Origin of the sequence: Streptomyces wedmorensis, from assembly GCF_000716445.1 — a bacterium.
Lineage (GTDB): Bacteria > Actinomycetota > Actinomycetes > Streptomycetales > Streptomycetaceae > Streptomyces > Streptomyces wedmorensis.
In genome coordinates this window covers 1-21,063 of the sequence record NZ_JNWK01000092.1, presented here as the reverse complement: position 1 = coordinate 21,063, position 21,063 = coordinate 1, and the positions used below count along the sequence as shown (strand labels likewise).

Here is a 21,063-nt window from a genome sequence, read left to right as displayed (position 1 = left end):
CAGGCTCAGGTATACGGCGTATCCGATCGGCGCCAGGAAGACGAGAGCGAAGACCGCGACGAACGGGCCGACGAAACCCCAGCCCACGAAGGCCTCCTTGCGGAAGCGGAGGCGAGCTCGTGCGCGCGGCGGTGGCGCCGCCTGGGCTGACGTCGACAGGAGCGTCATGGTGGTTCCTTGCGTCGGTGACCGACCGGTCCGGAGGCGGGGAGCTGAAGGGGGTGGAAGCGGGTGGAAGCGGTTGGAAAGGGGGCCTGGGGCCGATGGTCGACCCTGTGAAAGGGCTGGTAAAGGATCTATGTTTACGCAACCATCAGTAGGGTGATGGTGGCATTCCCGCTGGGGGGCGTCAAGCACGAACTGGCAGCGATTGAGAGAGGTATGCGGGTGACCGAGCAGAACGCGACCGGGCGGTCGGCGGCCGTGAACGGGGGGCGGCGGGGAACGCGCACCAAGCCGCGCCGGGTGTCCATGGCGGACGTCGCACAGCGGGCGGGGGTGTCCTCTCAGACGGTGTCCCGCGTCTCCAATGGCGACGCGGCCGTCGTCGAGGCGACCCGGAAGAAGGTCCTTGCCGCGATGAAGGAGCTGGGATACCGCCCCAACAGTGCGGCTCGCGCCCTCAAGCGGGGCGACTTCCGCGCCATAGGCGTGATCATCGGGGGGCTCACCAGCACGGGCAACGTCAGGACCCTGGACGCCGTGACCGGCTCGGCCTCCCGTGCCGGTTACGCGGTCACCCTCATCCCGCTCGACGCGCCCACGCAGGAGAACGTGAAGGGGGCGTTCACGCGCCTCGACGAGCTGGCGGTCGACGCCGTCGTCCTGATCATGGAGGTGCACCTGCTCGACGCCGTGGCCCTCACCCTGCCGCCGCACGTCAAGGTGGTCGTGGTGGACTCGGACGCCACCGGGCGCTTCCCCGTGGTGGACACGGACCAGCGGCAGGGTGCCCGCTCCGCGGTGCGGCATCTGCTCGGGCTCGGCCACGACACGGTGTGGCACGTCGCGGGACCCGAGGAGTCCTTCGCCGCGGGCCGTCGCGCCGAGGCGTGGGAGGCGGTCCTGCGCGAGGAAGGGTGTGAGGTGCCTGCCGTGCTGCGCGGTGACTGGACTCCCGAGTCGGGTTACGAGGCGGGCCTGAGGCTCGCCGACGAGACGTCCTGCACGGCCGTCTTCGTGGCCAACGACCAGATGGCGCTCGGTGTGCTCCGGGCCTTCCACGACCGCGGCGTACGCGTCCCCGAGGACGTCAGCGTCGTCGGCTTCGACGACATACCCGAGGCGGCCTCCTTCATCCCGCCCCTGACCACCGTCCACCAGGACTTCGCCCAGGTCGGAGCGCTGTGCGTCGACGCCGTCCTGCGGGAGCTGGCGGGAGAGACGGTGACGGGCGTACGGCTCGTGGCGACCTCCCTGGTGGAACGGGACAGCACCGCTCTCCCCGGTGTGCGCGGGCGCGGGGACTGACGCCGTACGTCCGGAGGCCGCTCGCCCCGTGTGTCTCGGTCCTCGGGCCCATGCTTGCCAGGCGCGAATCGAGCAGGGATAAATATGGACTATGAGCGGAGAAACGGGTCATAAGACACGTGATCCACTGGGCGGCCCTGCCAAGGGCGCGCGGCGCTTCGGATCGTGGCTGACCACACGGAGCGTCGCCCGCCAGGTCTTCCTCCTCCAGCTGGTCCTCGTGGTCCTCCTCGTCGCCGCCGCGGTCGTGGCGATCGTGGTGCAGGCCCAGCGCGACACCATGACCGACGCCCGGCACCGGACGATCGCCGCCGCCCAGTCCTTCGCTCACGCCCCCGGCCTCGTAAAGGCGCTGGAGAGCGACTTCCCGACCGTCGAGCTCCAGCCCCTCGCCGAGGGGGCGCGCCAGGCCGCCGGCATCGACGCCCTGATCGTGTACGAACTCGACGGGATCACCCTCACCCACAGTGACCCCACCCAGCTCGGCAAGCACGTCATCGGACCGTACGCCGAAGCCGCGGCCGGCCGGCCCTTCACCCGCACCTTCCAGGGCGCCCTGGGCCTCTCCGTGGTGTCGGCGGCCCCCGTCCGGGACGCCCAGGGAGACGTGGTCGCCATCGTGTCCGCGGCCGTGACCGTCGAGAAGGTCAGGGACTCGGTGGACCAGCAGCTGCCCGTCTTCCTGGGCAGCGCGGCCGCGGCCCTGGCCCTCGTCGCCCTCGGGACGGGCCTGGTGAGCCAACGGCTCCGCCGCCAGACCCACGGCCTGGGCCCGGCGGAGATGACCCGGATGTACGACCACCACGACGCGGTCCTGCACGCCGTCCGCGAGGGCGTGCTCATCACCGGCCGGGACCACCGGCTGCTGCTGGCCAACGACGAGGCCCGCCGGCTCCTCGACCTGCCGCCGGACGCGGAGGGCCGCCCCGTGACGGACCTGGGCCTCGACGCCTCCATCGCGACGCTCCTGGCGTCGGACCGGATCGCCACCGACGAGGTGCACCTCGCCGCCGACCGCCTCCTCGCCCTGAACAAACGGGTCACCCTGCCCCCGGGCGGCCAGCACGGCAGCGTCGTGACCCTGCGGGACACCACCGAGCTGCGCTCCCTGTCCGGGCGGGCCGAGGTGGCGAGGGAGCGGCTGACGCTGCTCTACGACGCCGGAGTGCGCATCGGGACCACCCTGGACGTCGTCCGTACCGCGGAGGAGCTGGCGGAGGTGGCCACCTCCGGGTTCGCGGACGTCGTCACCGTCGAGCTCCTGGACCCCGTCCTGAGCGGCGGCGAACCGGCCGGGGCGAGCACGGAGCTGCGCCGGACGGCCATCGCCGGCCTCACCGAGGACCACCCGCTCTACCCCTCCGGAGAGCTCATCCGCTTCGTCACGGGAACACCGGTGGACACCAGCGTCACCGAGGGCCGCTCGGTCGTGGTGACCGACCTCGCCTCCTCGGCCGGATGGCGCGCCCAGGACGAGGAACGGGCCCGGCGCATCCTCCACTACGGCATCCACTCCCTCGCGGTCGTACCGCTGCGCGCGCGGGGCGTGGTCCTGGGGGTGGCGAACTTCTGGCGGTCGGGGTCCTCCACGCCGTTCTCCGACGAGGACCTGTCCTTCGCCGAGGAGCTGACCAACAGGGCCGCCGTCTCCATCGACAACGCCCGCCGCTACACCCGCGAACACACGATGGCGGTCACCCTCCAGCGCAGCCTGATGCCGCGCAGCTTCCCCGACGAACCGACGCTCGACGTGGCCTCCCGCTATCTGCCCGCGGAGTCCGGCGTCGGCGGCGACTGGTTCGACGTGATCCCGCTGCCGGGCGCCCGGGTGGCGCTGGTCGTCGGCGACGTCGTCGGCCACGGCCTGCACGCCGCCGCCACCATGGGCCGGCTGCGCATCGCCGTGCACAACTTCTCGGCCCTCGACCTGTCCCCGGACGAGCTGATCTGGCGCCTCGACGAACTCGTGGCCCTCCTCGACGTCCAGGACGAGTCCGCCGAGGACTGGGGAGAGACGATCACGGGCGCGACGTGTCTGTGCGTCGTCTACGACTCGGTCTCCGGCGAGGTCGCCGTGGCCACGGCAGGACACCTGCCCCCCGCCGTCGTCCGGCCCGACGGAGGCGTGGAGTTCCTGGAGTCCCCGGTCTCCCCGCCGCTCGGCCTCGGCGCCGGTATGCCCGTGGAGACGACCCGGACGACCCTCCCCGAGGGCTCCCGTCTCGTCCTCTACACCGACGGCCTCCTCGAGGACCGCACCCGGGACCCCGACGAGAGCCTGGAAGTCCTTCGCGAGGCCCTCACCGGGCCCGACCGCACGCCGGAGGAGACCTGCGCCTCCGTCATCGACACGATGCTCCCCACGGGATCGGGCGACGACGTCGCCCTCCTCGTGGCACGCGTGCGCCGCATGGCCCCCGACCAGGTCGCCGAATGGGACGTGCCGCGCGACCCGGCGGCCGTGAGCCCCGTCCGCAACGCCTGCGCCCGCAAGCTGGCCGAGTGGGGCCTGGAGGACATCGGCTTCGGTACCGAGCTCATCCTCAGCGAGCTGATCACCAACGCCGTCCGCTACGGCCTCGAACCCATCCGGGTACGCCTCCTGCACGGCGCCTCCCTCGTCTGCGAGGTCTCCGACGGAAGCAGCACCGCCCCGTACATCCGGCGCGCCAGCGACACCGACGAGGGCGGCCGCGGGCTCTTCCTCGTCGCCCAGTACGCCGAGAAGTGGGGCACCCGCTACTCCCCGCGGGGAAAGACCATCTGGGCCTCCCAGGCGATCGGCCCCGACGCGGGGCCCGACCTCGACGCGCTGGGGGAGGACGACATCCTCAGCCAGTGGGACGACGTGGAGCTGTGAATCCTCCGGAGGCCCATCCTTCGCAGGGAGGCGCGCGGTCCGCACGATGGCGCGCGATCCGTACGGAGCCTCGCCCGGTCAGCACGGAGGTGCGCGCGATCCGTACCGAGGTCGCGCTCGGTCAGCGCGCGGGTGCTCGCGGTGCGTACGGGCGCGGCCCGCACGGAGTCGCGCTCTGTCAGCACGGAGTCGCGCAAAGTCCACGCAGACACCGCGGGGACCCCCGAGTAGGCTGGGAAAACACCCCCGCCGTTCCCCTTGCCCTCGCGGAGACGCCGTGGTCGAACCTCCCCGGAAGGTCGCAGTCGCCCTCTCCGCCTGCCTCTGCGTAGTGGCGCTGGGTCTGGGCGCCTGTGGGGAGGAGGACGAGCCGGTCCGGGTGGTCCCCGTCGCCGAGGCGCGCTCCGCCGAGGAAGCCGGCGGCATGGACGCGCTGATCAAGGAGGCGAAGAAGGAGGGCACGCTCCACACGACGACCCTGCTGCGCCACTGGGCGAACTACGGCGGACTGATGGACGGCTTCGAGAAGAAGTACGGGATCAAGATCGTCAACAGCAACCCGTTCGGGTCGAGCCAGCAGGAGCTCGACGACATCAAGGCGAGCCGCGGCAAGGCTAGCGCCCCCGACGTGCTCGACCTCGGGGACGCCTTCGCCCAGTCGGCCGCGCGCCAGGGCCTCCTCGCCCCCTACAAGGTCGCCGACTGGGACAGGATCCCGCCGAACCAGAAGGACCCGAACGGTGCCTGGTTCAACAGCTACGGCGGTTACGTGTCCATCGGCTGCGACAAGACCCGCGTGGCGGTCTGCCCCGTCTCCTTCGCCGACCTGCTCAAGCCCGAGTACCGGGGCATGGTCGCGCTCAACGGCAACCCCACGACCGCCGGGTCCGCCTTCGCCGGCGTCTACGCGGCCGCCCTCGCCAACGGAGGGTCGTTCGACGACATCCAGCCGGGCATCGACTTCTTCGACGAGCTCGACGGCGTCGGCAACTACAACCGCGGCAACCCCAACCCGGAGGCGATCGTCCGCGGCGAGACCCCGATCAGCATCGAGTGGGACTTCCTCAACCTCAGGCACATCGACGAGCTGCGGGGCACCGACGTGAGCTGGAAGGTGTCCATCCCCTTCGACGGAAGCTTCTCGCAGTACTACGCCCAGGCGATCAACAAGTACGCTCCCCACCCCGCCGCGGCGCGCCTGTGGCAGGAGTACCTGGCCGGCACGGAGGGCCAGAACCTGCGGCTCTCGGGCTATGCCCGCCCCGTGCTCATGGACGTCATGGCGAAGGACGGCACCCTCGACCAGAACAAGGCGTCCAGGCTGCCGACGGTCGAAGGCGCAGCGCCGGCCTTCCCCACCGACCCGCAGCTGAACACGGCACTGCGGGTGGTGAGGGACAACTGGACGAAGGCCGTCGGCGGGTGAACGGCGGGGAAGCGGCCCGCTGATCGCCCTGTGGACCCGTGGACCCGTGGACCCGTCCACATGGGGTGACCGTTCGCCTTCTCCGCCCACGCCGAGGGCGACGGGACTCACTCGCCGGGGAACGACACGTCCAGATCGCGGCGGATGCCGTCCAGGACGCGCATGACGCTCAGGGTCTCGGCGAGCGGCATCATGTCCGATTCCAGGCGCCCTGCGCCGATGCAGCGGGCCGCCTCGGCGGCCTCGTAGCACAGGCCGCCGTCGAGTTGCGGAGGGACGAAGCTGTCGATCAGCTGGTTGTCCCGGCCTATGAGCCGGACCGAGGCGGGTCCGTAGAAGGGGCCGTCGATCTCCAGGCGGGCATGCGTTCCGGCGATCGACGCCGTGGTCGGGGTGCGGCCGAAGAGGGTCGTGTTGAGTACCCCGTGGGCCCCGGACTCGGCCGTGACGAGGATCGACGCCTGGCCGTCGACGCCGGTGAACGTCTTCGTGCCCACCGCCGTGACGGAGCTGAACGGCCCGAGCACCATCGAGGCGAAGGAGACCGGGTAGACACCGAGGTCCAGGAGTGCTCCACCCGCCAGCTCGGGGGCGAAGAGGCGGGGGGACCCGTCGGGAGTCATCGGCTGGCCGTGGTCGGCCATGACGGTGTGCACCTCGCCGAGCAGCCCCGATTCGATGACCTGGCGGACCACGTCGATGTGCGGCAGGAAGCGCGTCCACATGGCCTCCATGAGGAACACCCCCCGCTCGCGGGCGGCTTCGATCAGCAGCTCGGCCTCGCGGGCGTTGCGGGTGAACGCCTTCTCCACGAGCACGTGCCGGCCCGCGTCGATCGCCTGCATCGCCTGCTCGAAGTGGCCCGAGTGCGGGGACGCGACGTAGACGATGTCCACGTCGCGGTCCTCGACCAGCTCGGCGTAGCTGCCGTAGGACGAGGGGATGCCGAAGCGGTCGGCGAACGCACGGGCGCGCCCGGCGTCGCGCGAGCCGACGGCCACCACCTTCTGGTCGGTGTACGTCTGGAGCGCTTCGACGAAGTAGGCGGCGATCCAACCCGGGGCGATCACGCCCCACTTGAGGGGGGGAGCGTCGCGGGGAGAGGGCGTCCGCGGGGTGGGCAGCACCAGGCGGGCCGCGCCGTGCTCTTCGGCTGACTGGTCGAGCGGCATGAGGTTCCCATCGGTTCGGGTGCGAAGCGGGTGAGTCGTACCTCGACGGCGTTCCGCCCGGCGGTACGTGTCCCTCGGCTTCCGTTCGCACGGCGCGGAGCCGGCGTCCGGTCCGTCGGGACGCCGAGCGGTGGCGTGTGGAGAGATGTGGCCTCGATCGCTGCGGACGGGATCGGACGAAGCGGTCCCGTGACTGCTCCGACGTGCTGCGCAATCGATTGCGCTACCGTAGTTCGCGAGCGCCGGAGGCTGTCAAGTCCCTTGTCTCGCATCGTGGATCAGGCGATCGGAGGCGATCGACGGGCGGGCGCCACGGGCCGGGCGGGCGCCACGGGCCGGACGTCCGCACACGGGCCCCCGCTCCCCCCGGCTGAGGTCAGGTCGATTCGCGGGGGACGAACCGGGTGCGCAGGGCGACCTCCACGGGGGCGACGCGACCGTCCAGGCGTTCCAGGAGCAGACGTCCGCAGGTGGAGCCCACCTCGTAGGCGGGATAGCGGATCGTGGAGAGCCGGGGGCGCGTCAGTGACGCGACCTCGATGTCGTCATGGCCGATCAACGCCAGATCGGACGGGATCCGCAGGCCCATGTCCTCCGCTGCCTCCAGTACGCCGATGGCGGAGCGGTCGTTGACGCAGGCGATGGCGGTCGGCGGGTGCGCGCGGGACATCATGCGGCGAAGACCGGCGGCGCCGGCCTCGCGGGTGTGCTTCCCCCGGACGACGAGATCGGCCGGCAGGGCAAGGCCGTGCCGGCGGGCGGCGGCACGGTAGAGGGCCAGGCGCGGGTCGCCGTTCGGAGTGCCCGTGGGCCCCGCGACCATGCCCAGCCGACGGTGGCCCCGCTCCGCGAGATGGCCGACGGCCTGGTCGATCGCCTCGCGGGAATCCGCCCGTACCACGTCGAGATCGGCCAGCTCGGTGTCCGCGCTGACCACCACCGGGATGCCCGCGGCCCGGAGCGGGCCGAGGTCGTCCGCCACCAGCCACTGCGGAGTGATGACGACCCCGTCGAGTCGGCGTCTGACCGCGTCGTCGAGGTAGGACAGCTCCTCCGCGCGGTCCGCGTTCGTGTTGCAGATGACGACGTGGAGGCGCTCCCGCCGCAGGGCGTCCTGGAGCCCCCGGGCCAGTTCGGCGTAGAACGGGTTGGCGATGTCCGGGATGATCAGCGCCGCCGTGCTGGACCGCCCGGTGCGCAGGCTCTGGGCCACCGTGTTCAGCCGGAAACCGAGCCGCGCGACGGCCGCCTGGACCGCCTCCGTCGTGGCGGGCGCCACGGGCCGCTTGCCACTGAGGACGTAGGAGACCGTGGTCACCGACACCCCGGCGGCGCGAGCCACGTCGCTCATCGTCACCGGCTGCTGTTCCATCTCGTGTCTCCCTCTCCGTGCCCGGCGCGGCCGTCTCGCCGAGGCGACTGCTCTCTCCGGCGCGGCCGTCTCGCCGACGTGACTGCCTCGCCGTCGCGGCCGTCGCGCCGAGGCGACGACGGCGCTCCAGGCTACGACCTGGTGCAATCGATTGAACAAGGCCTGCTGCGGAGGCGGGGGAGTGGCGGGGCCGACGAGCGGCTCCCCGTGCGCCGGGACGGTCGTGGCGGCTCCGTCGCAGGCGGTGGGCGGAGCGCGTACGGGGGCACGGGGATCCGACGCAGGCGCTGCGCGGAGCGCGTACGGAGGGCACGGAAATCCGTCGCAGGCGCCGAGCGGAACGCGTACGGAAGGCACGGAGGGGCCGGCGATCGGCGTCGATCGATGAGGCGGGCAGCGCCAAGTGACCCCTGCCGCCTGCCTTATGGGGGTATGCGGGGTTATTGACGTGTTGCCGCGGTGCGTGCTGCACTGGCCCGGCACACCGACAGCAGTGGTCTATCACGAAACGCATGTTTGCGTTCCCATGAGAGCGTGTGCCGATGCGGACGGGACGCCGCTCGGCCCCGTCGCTCGCGCCGCTCGCTTCGTCATGCCCTTTCGACCTCCCTTCCCCTCCTTTCGTTGAAGGAGCCATGCCATGCCTCCCCTTGGCGCGCCTCTCGGCCGCAGAGGTTTCCTCTCGGCAGCCGCACTGACCGCGGGTGCGGTCGTGGTTCCCGGCGGCATCCTGTCGTCGGGGGCCGCGGCCGCCGTACCGCCCCAGGTCACCCTCCCGGAGCGGGGGATGTACGACACCGTGCCGGCGGGTTCCTGGACGGACGGCTTCGTCACCGGCAACGGTGAGTACGGCGCGGTGCTCCACGGGGCGCCGCAGCTGGAGAAGCTCGTGCTCAACCACCATCGCTTCGTCCTGCCGAACGGGACCCGTGACGTGGTGCCCCCGGTGATCGCCGGCCGTCTCGAGTCGGTACGGGACCGGGCCCTCGCAGGCGACTACTGGGGAGCCGCCGGGGAGTTCGCGGAGGGCTGGTCGCTGCGCTGGACGCAGACCTTCCACCCCGGCTACGAGCTGCAGCTGAGCACGCCCGGGGCGACGACCGCGAACGACTACGCCCGCGTGACGGACTTCCGCACCGGCGAGATCACGCACTCCTGGTCCGACAGCGCCGGCGTCTGGCGGCGGCGGGCGTTCGTCTCCAGGGCCGACAAGGTCGTCGTCCAGGAACTGCTGCCCGCGACCGGCCGGACCGTCGACACGACGATCAAGGTCAACACGGCGCTCGAAGGCGTGCCGGGCGACGTGGCCTTCACGACCATCGCCGGCGTCAGCGGCGGGCAGGGGTACCTCAACCTGCGGGGCACGTACCCCGCAGGAATGGGGGCCTTCGGGTACGAGGGCGTCACCCGGGTCGTCGTCACGGGCGGCAAGGCCTCGGTCTCGGTCAGCGGCAACACGCTCGTCGTCAGCCGCGCCTCCCGCGTGGTGCTCCTGACCAAGCTGGGCCGGTACGAGAACGCGGGGGGCTGGAACGCCAAGCCCCTGCACGCCGCCCTCGCCGCGCTGCCCACCGACTACGGCACCCTGCTCGGCCGGCACGCACCCCTGCACCAGGCCATGTTCGACGGGTCCAGCCTGGACCTCAACGTGTCCGCGGCGGACCGGCGGTTGTCCACCTCGGAGCTGACCGCGCGGCAGAACGGCGACCGGTGGAAGGTCGACCTGGCGCTGCTGGAGAAGATGTACGACAGCGGCCGGTACCTCTTCGTCAGCTCCAGCGGCGTCCTGCCGCCACGGCTCACCGGACTGTGGGCGGGCAGCTGGAACGGCGCCTGGGCCGACGACCTCACCACCGACGCCAACGTCAACCTCCAGGTCGCCGGCGGCAACATCCTCAGCCACGGCGACGCCATGCGCGGCTTCTTCGACCTCGTCCTGGGGCAGCTCGACGACTGGCGCACCAACGCCACGAACCTGTACGGGACGCGCGGCTTCCTGGCTCCGTCCCGCACCGACGGGGAGCACGGCCACATGCTCCACTTCAACGGCGGCGACTTCCCGGGCCAGTGCTGGACCGGCGGCGCGGACTGGATGCTCTACCCGCTCCTGGAGTACTACCAGGTGACCGGCGACATGGCCTTCCTGCGCGACAAGCTCGGACCGGCCCTGATGGAACTCGCCCTGTTCTACGAGGACTTCCTCACCCGCACGGACCCGGACGGAAAGGTGGTCTTCGTCCCGTCGTTCTCCATGGAGAACTCCCCGTCCAACACCGGCCAGATGCTGTCCGCCAACGCCACCGGCGACATCATGGCCGGCCGCCACGCACTCCAGGCCGCCGTATACGCAGCCGACGAACTGAACGTGGAGCAGGGTGCCGGCCAGGGCGTGGCGCGCTGGACGGCGCTGCTGGAGCGGCTGCCGGAGTACGGGGTCAACGGCGACGGAGCGCTCGCCGAGTGGTCCTGGCCCGGACTGCACGACCGCTACAACCACCGCCACGTGCAGCATCTCTACGGCGCGTGGCCCCTGCACGAGATCAACTCCGAGGAGGAGCCCGACCTGGTCTTCACCGCGCGCAAGGCGCTCCGGATGCGCGGCGACGAGAACTACTCGGCGCACGGCAGCCTGCACCGGGCGCTGGCGTGGAGCCGGCTGAAGTACGGCCCCGGTGTATACGACAACATCCTCAAGGTCCTGGGCAGCAACATGGTCCACCGCTCCCTGGTGACCTCGCACAACCCCGACCTGCACACCTACAACTGCGACGCGGCCAACGCGCTGCCGGCGATCGTCGCGGAGTCCCTGCTCTACACCCGGCCCGGCCTGCTGGAGATCCTCCCGGCCCTGCCGGAACAGTTCGCCCGGGGCACGATCCGCGGTGTCCGCGGCCGCAACCGCGTCCTCGTCGAGAGCCTCACCTGGGACACCGCGGCCCGCACGGCCACGGTCACCCTCGTCTCCGACATCACCCAGACCCTCGACCTCGTCTGCCGCCGCGGCATCACGTCGCTGTCCACCACGGCGTCGGTGGCGCCCTCGCCGCTCGGCGGCCACGCCAGGAAGCTGACCCTCGTCGCCGGGGTCCGTACGCAGATCGCGGTCGGCATGTTCTCCGGGACGTACAGGCTGGTCAACCGCGCCAGCGGCAAGGTGCTCGACGTGGCGAACGAGTCGACCGGCAACGGCGCGCCCGTCATCCAGTGGTCCTGGACGGGCGGTGACAACCAGCGGTGGCGCCTGGAGCCGAACTACGACGGATCGTTCCGTCTGTCCAACGTCCACAGCGGCAAGGTCCTCGACAACCCGGGGGCCTCCACGGCCCACGGGCAGCCGTTGGGCCAGTGGACGGACACGGACAGCCCCAACCAGTGGTGGAAGTCGGTTCCTTCGGGGACGACCGGCCACTACCACCTGGTCAACGTCTCCAGCGGCCTGCGCATGGACGTCGCGAACGGCTCCACCGGCGACGGTGCCGCGATCGTCCAGTCGCCCGCCGCCGCGTCGGCCGCCCAGGAATGGGAGGTAGTCGGCCTCTGACCGAGGCGCGACCGGTGTCCCGGTCCCCGACGGCAGAGGGGCGCCCACCCGGCGCCCCTCAGGGGGTGTATTGCCGATCAGGCCGGGCTCGCGGCGTGATCGACACGACACCCCCTAGGACGCGATCTCCACCGCGTCCGAAGACGCGATGGCCTGGTCCACCGCGGCGGGGCTGAGGGTGTGATCGATGACCATGACGGCGGCCCCGATGACGCCGGCACGGTCGCCGAGCTCGCGTCCCCGGATGGAGAGGTGCTGCGTCGCCAGCGGAAGGGAACGACTGTAGATGACCTCGCGCACCCCGGCGAGCAGGTGCTCCCCGGCGTCCGAGATGTCGCCGCCGATGATGATCACTCCGGGATTGAAGAAGTTCACCAGCGCGGCCAGGACGTCCCCGATGTCCCGGCCCGCCTGGCGGATCAGCTGGATCGCGGCAGGGTTACCGGCGCGCACCAGGGCCACGACGTCCCGGCCGTCCGCGGCGTCCGCTCCCGCGTCCCGCAGGCGGGCGGCGAGGGCGGCGCCGCCGGCGACCGCTTCGAGGCAGCCCGTGTTCCCGCACCGGCAGGGTTCGTCCGCGGCCCCGGCCACCCGGATGTGGCCGATGTCCCCGGCCGAGCCCTGGGCGCCGCGGTGGAGGCGGTGTTCCGTGATGATGCCGCACCCGATGCCGGTGCCGACCTTCACGAAGAGGAGGTGCTCGACCTCGGGGCTGGCGGCCCAGTGCTCCCCGAGGGCCATGATGTTGACGTCGTTGTCGACCAGGACGGGGGCGCCGAGGCGGGGTTCGAGCCAGCCGGGCACGTCGAAGCCGTCCCAGCCGGGCATGATCGGCGGATTCACGGGCCGGCCCGACGTGTGCTCGACGGGGCCGGGGAGGCCGATGCCGACGCCGCACACGTCCGCGAGGGTGCGCCCCGACTCGGCCAGCAGCTCCGTGAACTCGTCGACCAGCCAGCCGAGTACGTGCTCCGGGCCCTCGGTGATCCGGATGTCGCGGCTGCGTTCGGCGAGGACGCGGGTGGCCAGATCCGTGACGGCGATCCGCGCGTGGGTGGCTCCGAGGTCGGCGGCGAGGACCGTGCGCGCCTCGGAGTTGAAGGAGAAGGCGACGGCGGGTCTGCCGCCCGAGAAGATCGCGTCGTCCGTCGGCCGGATCCACTGCTGGTCCGCCAGCGCGTCAAGCCGCTGGGTCACGGTCGACCTCGCGAGGCCGGTGAGCTGCACCAGTTCGGTGCGGGTACGCGCGCGGCCGTCGCGCAGGATCGCCAGTAGGGCGCCGGCGCCTGCCGGTTCGGTGGTCAACTCCCCGTCTCCATCCATGTCGGTGCTGCGGGTGTTCCAACTCCATTAATCATAACTCTCGGCGTACTTATGGTTGACGGCCGTAATAAGTCATCTCTAGGATCCGAAACATGCTCGATATACGACGACAGTCGGCGGAAGTCAGGGTGGGGATCGTCGGAACTGGCTTCATAGGCCGGATCCACGCCCGAGCCGCGCGGCAGGCCGGCGCCCGCTTGGTGGGCGTCGCGGGAGCGGACCTGGCGAATGCCACGGAGGGCGCCGAGGCGCTCGGTGCGGAGAAGGCCTTCGAGTCGGTCACGGAACTCATCACCTCCGGCCTCATCGACGTCCTGCACGTCTGCACCCCCAACCATCTGCACGCCCCCATCGCGCTCGAGGCGATGGACGCCGGCCTGGCCGTGATCTGCGAGAAACCGCTCGCGACCGAGGCCTCCACGGCCCGGCTGATGGCCCAACGGGCCAAGGAGACAGGGGTGTCGGCCGCCGTCCCCTTCGTCTACCGCTTCCACCCGATGGTCAGGGAGGCCAGGGAGCGCCTGACCGCACTCGGCCGCGTCAGCCTCATCCAGGGCAGCTACCTCCAGGACTGGCTGCTGGAATCGACCGACGACAACTGGCGGGTGGACCCCAAGCAGGGCGGCCCCGGCCGCACCATCGGCGACATCGGCTCGCACTGGTTCGACCTCGTCGAGTTCGTGACGGGGGACCGGATCGCCAAGCTCTGCGCCCAGACCTCCGTGGTCGTACCGCAGCGCATGGGCGGAGGGCCCGTCCTCACCGAGGACCTCGCCACCGTCCAGTTCGCCACCGCATCCGGCGCCCTCGGCTCGGTGGCCGTCAGCCAGGTCGCCGCCGGCCGCAAGAACCGCCTCTTCCTCGAGGTCTCCGCCGCCTCCGGCAGCCTCGCCTTCGACCAGGAGAACCCCGAACAGCTCTGGCTCGGCGGCCGCGGCGGCTCCGAGGCGCTCGTCCGCGACCCGCTGAGCCTCTCCGAAGCCGCCCGACGCTACTCACCGCTGCCGGCCGGGCATCCGCAGGGCTTCCACGACTGCTTCGACGCCTTCGTCGCCGACGCCTACGCCTCCCTCTCGGGCGACGCCCGCGAAGGGCTCCCCACCTTCGAGGACGGCGCCCGCGCCGCCCTGCTCACCGACGCCGCCCTCCGGTCGGCACAAGAAGGGGGGTGGGTCGAGTGCTGACCATGACCGGCATCTGCAAGAGCTTCCCCGGCGCCCGCGTCCTCACGGACGTCGACCTCGACGTGGAGCGCGGCGAAGTACACGCCCTCATCGGCGAGAACGGCGCCGGCAAGTCCACGCTGATGAAGATCCTCGCCGGCGTCCACACCCCCGACGAGGGGACGATCGCCCTCGACGGCCGGACCGTCTCCTTCAAGCACCCCACCGACGCCCAGCGGGCGGGCGTCTCGATCATCTACCAGGAACTCACCCTCCTCCCCGAGCGGACCGTCGCCGAGAACGTCTTCCTCGGCCGCGAGCCGAAGCGCCGCGGGCTGGTCGACAGGGCGGCGATGGAGACGGCCACCGGCCGGCTCCTCGACGAACTCGGCGAGGCCTCCTTCGGCCCGCGCGACCTGGTGCGCCGCCTCTCCGTGGCCCAGCAGCAGGTGGTCGAGATCGTCAAGGCGCTCTCGGTCGACGCCCGCATCGTCGTCATGGACGAACCGACGGCCGCCCTGGCCGAGAGCGAGGTCGAGCTGCTCTACCGGCTGGTCCGCCGGCTGAGCGAGCGCGGCGTCGCCGTCCTCTACATCTCGCACCGACTGCGGGAGATCTTCGAACTCGCCGACCGCGTCACCGTCCTCAAGGACGGCGCCAAGGTCACCACCCTCCCCATCGGGGAACTCACCACCGCCGGACTCGTCCGGCTGATGGTCGGCCGCGAACTCACCGACTACTACCCGGCCCGTGCGACGCGACCGCCCGGGGACGTACTGCTCGCGGTGCGCGGCGGCGGCAACGACACCCTCGACGGGATCGACCTGGAACTGCGGGCGGGCGAGATCGTCGGCCTCGCCGGACTGCAGGGCGCCGGCCGCACCGAACTCGCCAAAGCCCTCTTCGGCGCCGAGCCCTTCACCCGGGGCGAGATGACCCCCCGGCGCCCCGGCTCGGTCCGGGACGGCATCGCCGCCGGCATCGGACTCGTCACCGAGGACCGCAAGTCCGAGGGCCTCGCCCTCCACCAGTCGGTACGCGACAACGCCCTCCTCGTCGCCCGCGCCCGCCGCGGACGCGTCGGCACCCCCGTCCTCGACCTCCTGAAGCGGGTGCGCCTCGCCCCGCCGAGCCCCGAGAAGGAGGTCCGGTACCTCTCCGGCGGCAACCAGCAGAAGGTCGTCCTCGCCAAATGGCTGACGGTCGCGCCGAACGTGCTCCTGTTCGACGAGCCCACCCGCGGCGTCGACGTCGGCGCGAAGGCCGCGATCCACGAACTCGTGCGGGAACTCGCCGAGGACGGCATGGCCGTCCTCATGATCTCCTCCGAGCTCCCCGAACTCATCGGCATGAGCGACCGCGTCGTCGTCCTGAGGGACGGACGCATCGCCGGCCACCTGCCCGCAGACTCCTCGGAGGAAGCCGTGATGCACCTGGCGGCCGGATCATGACCCAGCAGCTCCGGACCACCCTCCCCACGAGGGGACTCGCCCTGCGCGGCATCGCCGCGGACAGCCCCGCCAGGCCCGTCTTCATGGCCCTTGGCGTCATGCTCATCCTCGGCTGGGCCCTGTTCGCCTTCGACGGAGGCCAGTTCTTCGACGAGAGCAACATCGTCGGAATCCAGCAGCGCTCCGCCGCCCTCGGCATCGTCGCCGTCGGTCAGACCCTCGCGATCCTCGCCGGCTCGCTGGACCTGTCCGTCGCCTTCCTGATGAGCCTCAGCTCCCTCGTCGCCGCCGAGACCATGGCGCAGTACGGCGTACTCCCCGCGATCGGCGCCGTCCTCGCCGTCAGCGCGCTGACCGGCTTCGTCAACGGCTTCGCCATCACCACCCTCAAGGTGCACGCGTTCATCGCCACACTCGGCGTCTCGCTCATCATCAAGGGCATCCTCGAGTACCGCTACGACGGCCCGGCCGGCCGGGTGCCCGAATCCTTCCAGCACCTCGGCTACGACCGCGTCGGACCCGTGCCCGTCTCGGCCCTCCTCTGGCTGGCGATCGCTGCGGCGGCCTGGTTCGTGCTGCGCCGCACCCCGCTCGGCTACCGCATCTACGCCGTCGGCGGCGGCCCCGAGGTCGCCCGGCTCTCGGGCGTGCGGACCGACCGCGTCATCGTCGCCACCCACGTCCTCTGCTCGCTGACCGCGGGAGTCGCCGGCCTGCTCCTCGCCGCCCGGCTCGGTGCCGGCGCACCCACCGTCGGTACCGACGGAGGCTACGACCTCGAGTCCATCGCGGCCGTCGTCCTCGGCGGCACCGCCCTCGCGGGCGGCAAGGGCGGCGTCGCCGGAACCGTCGGCGGCGTACTCCTCCTCGCCGTCCTGGACAGCGTCTTCAACCAGCTGGAGATCGACTCCTTCGCCAAGGACGTGGTGCGGGGCGTCGTCCTCGTCGCCGCCCTGGCGATCTACGCCCGCCGGAGGCTCGCGCGATGAGACGCAACCTGCCCATCCTCGGCGTCCTGGCCGTCCTGCTCGTGGCGATCGCGATCGCCAACCCCTTCTTCCTCGAACCCGAGGGCTTCCTGGCCTTCGTCAAGCGGGCCGCCCCGCTGGCCATCCTCGCCGCCGGCCAGTACTTCGTCATCGTCTCCGGCGAGTTCGACCTCTCCGTCGGCTCGCTCGTCACCGCCGAAGTCGTCATCGCCGCCCGGCTGATCGACGGCGACCCCGGCGCCACCTGGCCCGTCGTGCTGCTCCTGCTCGCCTTCGGCGCCCTCATCGGCCTCGTCAACGGGATGGTGACCACCCTCCTGAAGGTGCCCTCCTTCATCGTGACCCTGGGCATGCTCCTGATCCTGTCCGGAGCCGTGTTCCTGTGGACCGGCGGCTCCCCGCGCGGCGCGCTGTCCGAGGAGTTCCGGCAGTTCGGCCGCGGCAGCCTCGGCCCGGTGCCGTGGTCGGTGCTCATCCTCGTCGCCGCCGTCGCCGCCGTCATCGCCCTCATGCGCTCCGACTTCGGCCGCACCCTCCTCGCCGCGGGCGACAACCCGGTCGCGGCCCGCCTGTCCGGAGTGCGCGTCCTGCGCGTCAAGACGACGGCCTTCGTCCTGTCCGGACTGTCGGCCGCGGTCTGCGCCGTCCTGCTCGGCGGATTCGCCGGCGTGTCCGCCAAGGTCGGCGAAGGACTGGAGTTCCAGGCGATCACCGCGGTCGTCCTCGGCGGTGTCGCCCTCGGCGGCGGCCGCGGATCGGCAGTGGCGGCCATCGCCGGAGCCTTCACGCTGCAAGCCCTCTTCACCCTGCTCAACCTGTACGGGATCTCGGGCGCCCTCGAGTTCACCGTGCAGGGACTCATCCTCGTCCTCGCCGTCGCCCTCGGGTCCGTCCAGTTCCCGCGGCGCGCCAAGTCCGCCTCCACCACCGCATAGAGGAAGCATCATGCCGCACATCCACAGACGTGTTCTCGCCGCTGCCGCCATGGCCTCGCTCGTAGCGCTGACCGGCTGCTCCAGCGACCTGCCCGCGGACGGGCCCGGCTCCGGTGCGTCGTCCGACGCAGGAAAGGGCGCGGACGGGAAGAAGAAGACCGGCGACCAGTCGTCCTTCTTCGTCCAGGCCGACTACGAGGCCCAGCTCGCCATGCGGACCAAGCAGCCGACCGGCCCCGCGGACAAGCCGTGGGAGCAGTCCATCGACCCGCAGCCGGTGGACACGGCCAAGTACAAGAAGGCCGGCCCCTACAAGCTGTGCTTCTCCAACGCGGCCACCAACAACCCCTGGCGCCAGGTGGGTTGGAAGACCATGCAGGCCGAGGTCGCCGCGCACAAGGAGATCGCCGACTTCACCGTCCTGGACGCCGAGGGCAAGGACGACAAGCAGATCTCCGACATCGCCGAACTCACGGCCAAGGGCTGTGACGCGCTCATCGTCTCGCCCAACACCACCGCCACGCTCACCCCGGCCGTCAAGGGCGCCTGCCCGAAGGTCCCGGTCATCGTCTTCGACCGCGGTGTCGGGACGGACTGTCCGGTCACCTTCATCAAGCCGATCGGCGGCTACGCCTTCGGAGCGGACGGCGCGGAGTTCCTCACCCAGAAGGTCAAGCCCGGAGGGAAGATCCTCGCCCTGCGCATCCTGCCCGGCGTGGACGTCCTGGAGACGCGGTGGTCGGCCGCGAAGAAGACCTTCGACGACAGCAAGCTCGACGTCGTCGGCGTGGAGTTCACCGACGGCGACGCAGCCAAGACCAAGAGCATCGTCACCAACTACATCCAGCGCCACGGCAAGATCGACGGCCTCTGGCTGGACGCGGGCGCCACCTCCGTCGCCGCCGTCGAGGCGTTCGAGGACGCCGGCCTGCCCGTCCCGCCCCTCAACGGCGAGGACCAGCAGGACTTCCTGCAGAAGTGGAAGGACGCGAAGCTCACGGCGATCGCCCCGACCTACCCGACCTACCAGTGGCGCACCGCGGTCATCGCCGCGCTGAAGATCCTCAAGGGCGAGAGCGTGCCCAAGGTCTGGAACCTGCCGCAGCCGGCCATCACCGAGGACAAGCTGAACGACTACCTCAAGCCCGGCATGCCGCCCCTGCACTACGCGCTGTGCGGCTGCGAGAAGATGGACGGCTACCCGCAGAAGTGGGGCGGCAAGTAGATGCTCCCGATCGGCGTCAACACGTGGGTCTGGGACTCTCCGTCGACCGACACCTCGCTCGCCCGGCTCGTCCCCCGGATCGCTCCGTGGGGCGCACCTGGAAGCTCGACGCGGACGAGCGGCGCTCCGTACTCGCCGAACTGCGGGAGAACCTCAAGCCCGTCGTGGCGTACGCGGGGGAGCGCGGCGTGCGCGTCGGCGTCGAACCCCTCAACCGGTACGAGACCAGCCTGCTCAACATCGTCGAACAGGCCCTCGACGCCCTCCCCGACGAGTGCGGCCTCGCACTCGACACGTACCACCTCAACATCGAGGAGAGGAGCCCCGCCCAGGCGATCCGGGACGCGGGATCCCGGATCGCGCTCATCCAGGTCTGTGGCACGGACCGCGGCGCCCCCGGCGGCGACCACTTCGACTGGTCGGCCTTCGCCGCGGCGGTCAAGGACGTCGACTACACCGGCCCGCTGGTCATCGAGTCCTTCACGCCGGACAACACCACCATCGCGACGGCGGCGTCCATCTGGCGCCCGCTCGCGGCGAGCCAGGACGAACTGGCCACGAGCGGACTCGCGTTCCTCCGCACCCTGTGACCTCTCTCCGTCACCTTTTCGCCATCCCCAAGGAGAACCCCCATGTCACGACCATGGGTGAAGCGCGGCCTCGCCGCGCTCACCGTATCCCTGCTGGGTCTCGCCACCCTGCAGGCCGCACCCGTCCTCGCCCACGAAGGACACACGACCGACTCCGAGTTCAAGGTCCTCCTCTTCACCAAGACGGCGCCCGGCGCCTACCGGCACACCTCCATGGACGCGGCCATCCAGGCCTTCCAGGAGCTCGGCGCCGCCAACGGCATCCAGGTGGACCAGAGCGACGACGCGAACGTCTTCAGCACCAGCGGCCTCAGCACCTACGACGCCGTGGTCATGGTCCAGTCCTCGGGCATGGTCTGGGACACCGCCGCCCAGCGCGCCGCCGCCCAGGAGTTCGTGCGCGGCGGCCACGGCATCGTGGCGCTGCACAACGCCACCGACATGAACATCGAGACCGAGTTCCCCTGGTGGGACGAGGTCGTCATGGCCGGCGCGCACATGACCGCACACTCCAGCATCGTGCAGGGCACCGCCAAGGTGGCCGACAAGGTGCACCCGTCCACCGCCGGCCTTCCGGACCGCTGGCAGCGGGTCGAGGAGTGGTACAACTTCGAATGGGTGCCGACCACCCGATCTCCTGGTGCCGCAACGCCGAGGGCGGCAAGGTCTGGGCCACCGCCATGGGCCACGAGACGGCCTCCTACTCCGAGCCGTTCTTCCGGCAGCACCTCCTGGGCGGCCTCAAGTGGGCGGCGGGCGCCGCGGAAGGCGACTGCGGCGGCACCGTCTCCCAGCGCTACCAGAAGGTGACGCTGGACGGCGCACCCGACCAGCCCATGCAGCTCGACGTGGCCCCCGACGGAGACGTCTTCTACATCTCCCGCTCGGGCAAGGTCAACGTCATCCACAGCCACGAGGGCGAGGCGCCCGAGACGCACGTCGCCGGCGTGCTGAACGTCTACGACGCCGGCACCGCCGAGATCAACCGGGTCACCCGGTTCACCGTCAACGCCGACGACACGCTCGACATGGCCAGTGCGGAGACCGTGATCGAGGTCCCGGCCTTCCGGGGCAGCGACGAAGAAGAGCCCGGTCACACCGGCGGCTACCTCCATTTCGGACCCGGTGGCAACCTCTACGTCGGCGTGGGCGCTCGTCCGCCAACACCAACGACCTGCGCGGCAAGATCCTGCGCATCCACCCCGAGGCGGCCGGCGGCTACACGATCCCCGCGGGCAACCTGTTCGCGCCCGGCACCGCGCTGACCCGTCCCGAGATCTACGCGATGGGCTTCCGCAACACCTTCCGCTTCTCGGTCGACCCGGAGACCGGCTGGATCTCCGCCGCCGACTACGGGCCCGACGCGCAGTACGAGGACCCCAACCGCGGCCCCATCGGCACCGTCGAGTGGAACCTGATCAAGGCTCCGGGCAACTACGGCTGGCCGTACTGCGTCGGTGACAACACCCCCTTCAACGACTACGACTTCGCCACCGGTACCTCCGGAGCGAAGTTCAACTGCGCGGCGCCGGTCAACAACTCGCCC

15 protein-coding genes and 2 pseudogenes are annotated in these 21,063 nt (G+C 71.1%); 13 read left to right on the top strand and 4 right to left on the bottom strand.

Annotation, left to right across the window (positions count from 1 at the left end):
* Nucleotides 1-168, bottom strand: a pseudogene (locus tag OO54_RS47995) (sugar ABC transporter permease); the annotation flags it as partial.
* A 303-nt stretch (nt 169-471) separates the two neighbouring features.
* Between OO54_RS47995 and OO54_RS38980 the strand changes: the two are divergent.
* The 3 genes from OO54_RS38980 (at nt 472) to OO54_RS38970 (ending at nt 5,756) form a co-directional block, all read left to right on the top strand.
* Nucleotides 472-1,470 (top strand): LacI family DNA-binding transcriptional regulator, encoded by a 999-nt coding sequence (locus tag OO54_RS38980; protein WP_033212014.1) that lies wholly within the window; start codon nt 472-474, stop codon nt 1,468-1,470.
* A gap of 91 nt (nt 1,471-1,561) precedes the next feature.
* Entirely contained in the window at nt 1,562-4,330 is a 2,769-nt protein-coding gene (locus OO54_RS38975) for a SpoIIE family protein phosphatase (protein WP_078905590.1), read from the top strand.
* 277 nt (nt 4,331-4,607) lie between these two features.
* A complete protein-coding gene (locus OO54_RS38970) occupies nt 4,608-5,756 on the top strand; it encodes an ABC transporter substrate-binding protein (RefSeq protein WP_033211996.1) in 1,149 nt (382 codons plus the stop codon).
* A gap of 107 nt (nt 5,757-5,863) precedes the next feature.
* On the opposite strand, the gene OO54_RS38965 is transcribed toward OO54_RS38970, so the two are convergent.
* Both OO54_RS38965 and OO54_RS38960 read right to left on the bottom strand, forming a co-directional pair.
* The gene (locus tag OO54_RS38965; protein ID WP_051787807.1) at nt 5,864-6,928 is read right to left on the bottom strand and encodes a Gfo/Idh/MocA family protein; all 1,065 of its coding nucleotides are present in this window, start codon (nt 6,926-6,928) and stop codon (nt 5,864-5,866) included.
* A 376-nt stretch (nt 6,929-7,304) separates the two neighbouring features.
* On the bottom strand, nt 7,305-8,300 hold the full coding sequence (locus OO54_RS38960; protein ID WP_106970185.1) for a LacI family DNA-binding transcriptional regulator: 996 nt from the start codon (nt 8,298-8,300) through the stop codon (nt 7,305-7,307).
* A 640-nt stretch (nt 8,301-8,940) separates the two neighbouring features.
* Here OO54_RS38960 and OO54_RS38955 point away from each other — a divergent pair.
* Entirely contained in the window at nt 8,941-11,841 is a 2,901-nt protein-coding gene (locus OO54_RS38955) for a glycosyl hydrolase family 95 catalytic domain-containing protein (RefSeq protein WP_033211993.1), read from the top strand.
* A gap of 114 nt (nt 11,842-11,955) precedes the next feature.
* Here the strand turns inward: OO54_RS38955 and OO54_RS38950 are convergent, their stop codons facing one another.
* A complete protein-coding gene (locus tag OO54_RS38950; protein WP_033211991.1) occupies nt 11,956-13,146 on the bottom strand; it encodes an ROK family protein in 1,191 nt (396 codons plus the stop codon).
* Between the two features lie 110 nt (nt 13,147-13,256).
* Here OO54_RS38950 and OO54_RS38945 point away from each other — a divergent pair, with 110 nt between their 5' ends.
* The 9 genes and pseudogenes from OO54_RS38945 to OO54_RS47980 all read left to right on the top strand — a co-directional run.
* Nucleotides 13,257-14,348 (top strand): Gfo/Idh/MocA family protein, encoded by a 1,092-nt coding sequence (locus OO54_RS38945; RefSeq protein ID WP_033211989.1) that lies wholly within the window; start codon nt 13,257-13,259, stop codon nt 14,346-14,348.
* Nucleotides 14,342-15,778 (top strand): sugar ABC transporter ATP-binding protein, encoded by a 1,437-nt coding sequence (locus OO54_RS38940; protein ID WP_033211987.1) that lies wholly within the window; start codon nt 14,342-14,344, stop codon nt 15,776-15,778. Before OO54_RS38945 ends, OO54_RS38940 begins: the two co-directional genes overlap by 7 nt.
* Complete coding sequence (locus tag OO54_RS38935; RefSeq protein ID WP_033211985.1) at nt 15,775-16,767, top strand: ABC transporter permease; 993 nt, start codon at nt 15,775-15,777, stop codon at nt 16,765-16,767. Before OO54_RS38940 ends, OO54_RS38935 begins: the two co-directional genes overlap by 4 nt.
* On the top strand, nt 16,764-17,702 hold the full coding sequence (locus tag OO54_RS38930) for an ABC transporter permease (RefSeq protein WP_033211984.1): 939 nt from the start codon (nt 16,764-16,766) through the stop codon (nt 17,700-17,702). Before OO54_RS38935 ends, OO54_RS38930 begins: the two co-directional genes overlap by 4 nt.
* A gap of 10 nt (nt 17,703-17,712) precedes the next feature.
* Nucleotides 17,713-18,927 (top strand): substrate-binding domain-containing protein, encoded by a 1,215-nt coding sequence (locus OO54_RS38925; protein ID WP_051787799.1) that lies wholly within the window; start codon nt 17,713-17,715, stop codon nt 18,925-18,927.
* Nucleotides 18,928-19,013: 86 nt separating this feature from the next.
* Nucleotides 19,014-19,517 (top strand): sugar phosphate isomerase/epimerase family protein, encoded by a 504-nt coding sequence (locus OO54_RS38920; protein WP_063738373.1) that lies wholly within the window; start codon nt 19,014-19,016, stop codon nt 19,515-19,517.
* A gap of 42 nt (nt 19,518-19,559) precedes the next feature.
* A pseudogene (locus tag OO54_RS47990) lies at nt 19,560-20,209 on the top strand (ThuA domain-containing protein); the annotation flags it as partial.
* 114 nt (nt 20,210-20,323) lie between these two features.
* Nucleotides 20,324-20,782 carry a PQQ-dependent sugar dehydrogenase gene (locus OO54_RS47985; RefSeq protein ID WP_245236745.1) on the top strand — a complete coding sequence of 153 codons (459 nt, stop codon included), beginning with the start codon at nt 20,324-20,326 and terminating at the stop codon, nt 20,780-20,782.
* The coding region (locus OO54_RS47980) for a PQQ-dependent sugar dehydrogenase (protein WP_245236744.1) at nt 20,692-21,063 on the top strand (372 nt) is incomplete at its 3' end. The genes OO54_RS47985 and OO54_RS47980, both read left to right, overlap by 91 nt.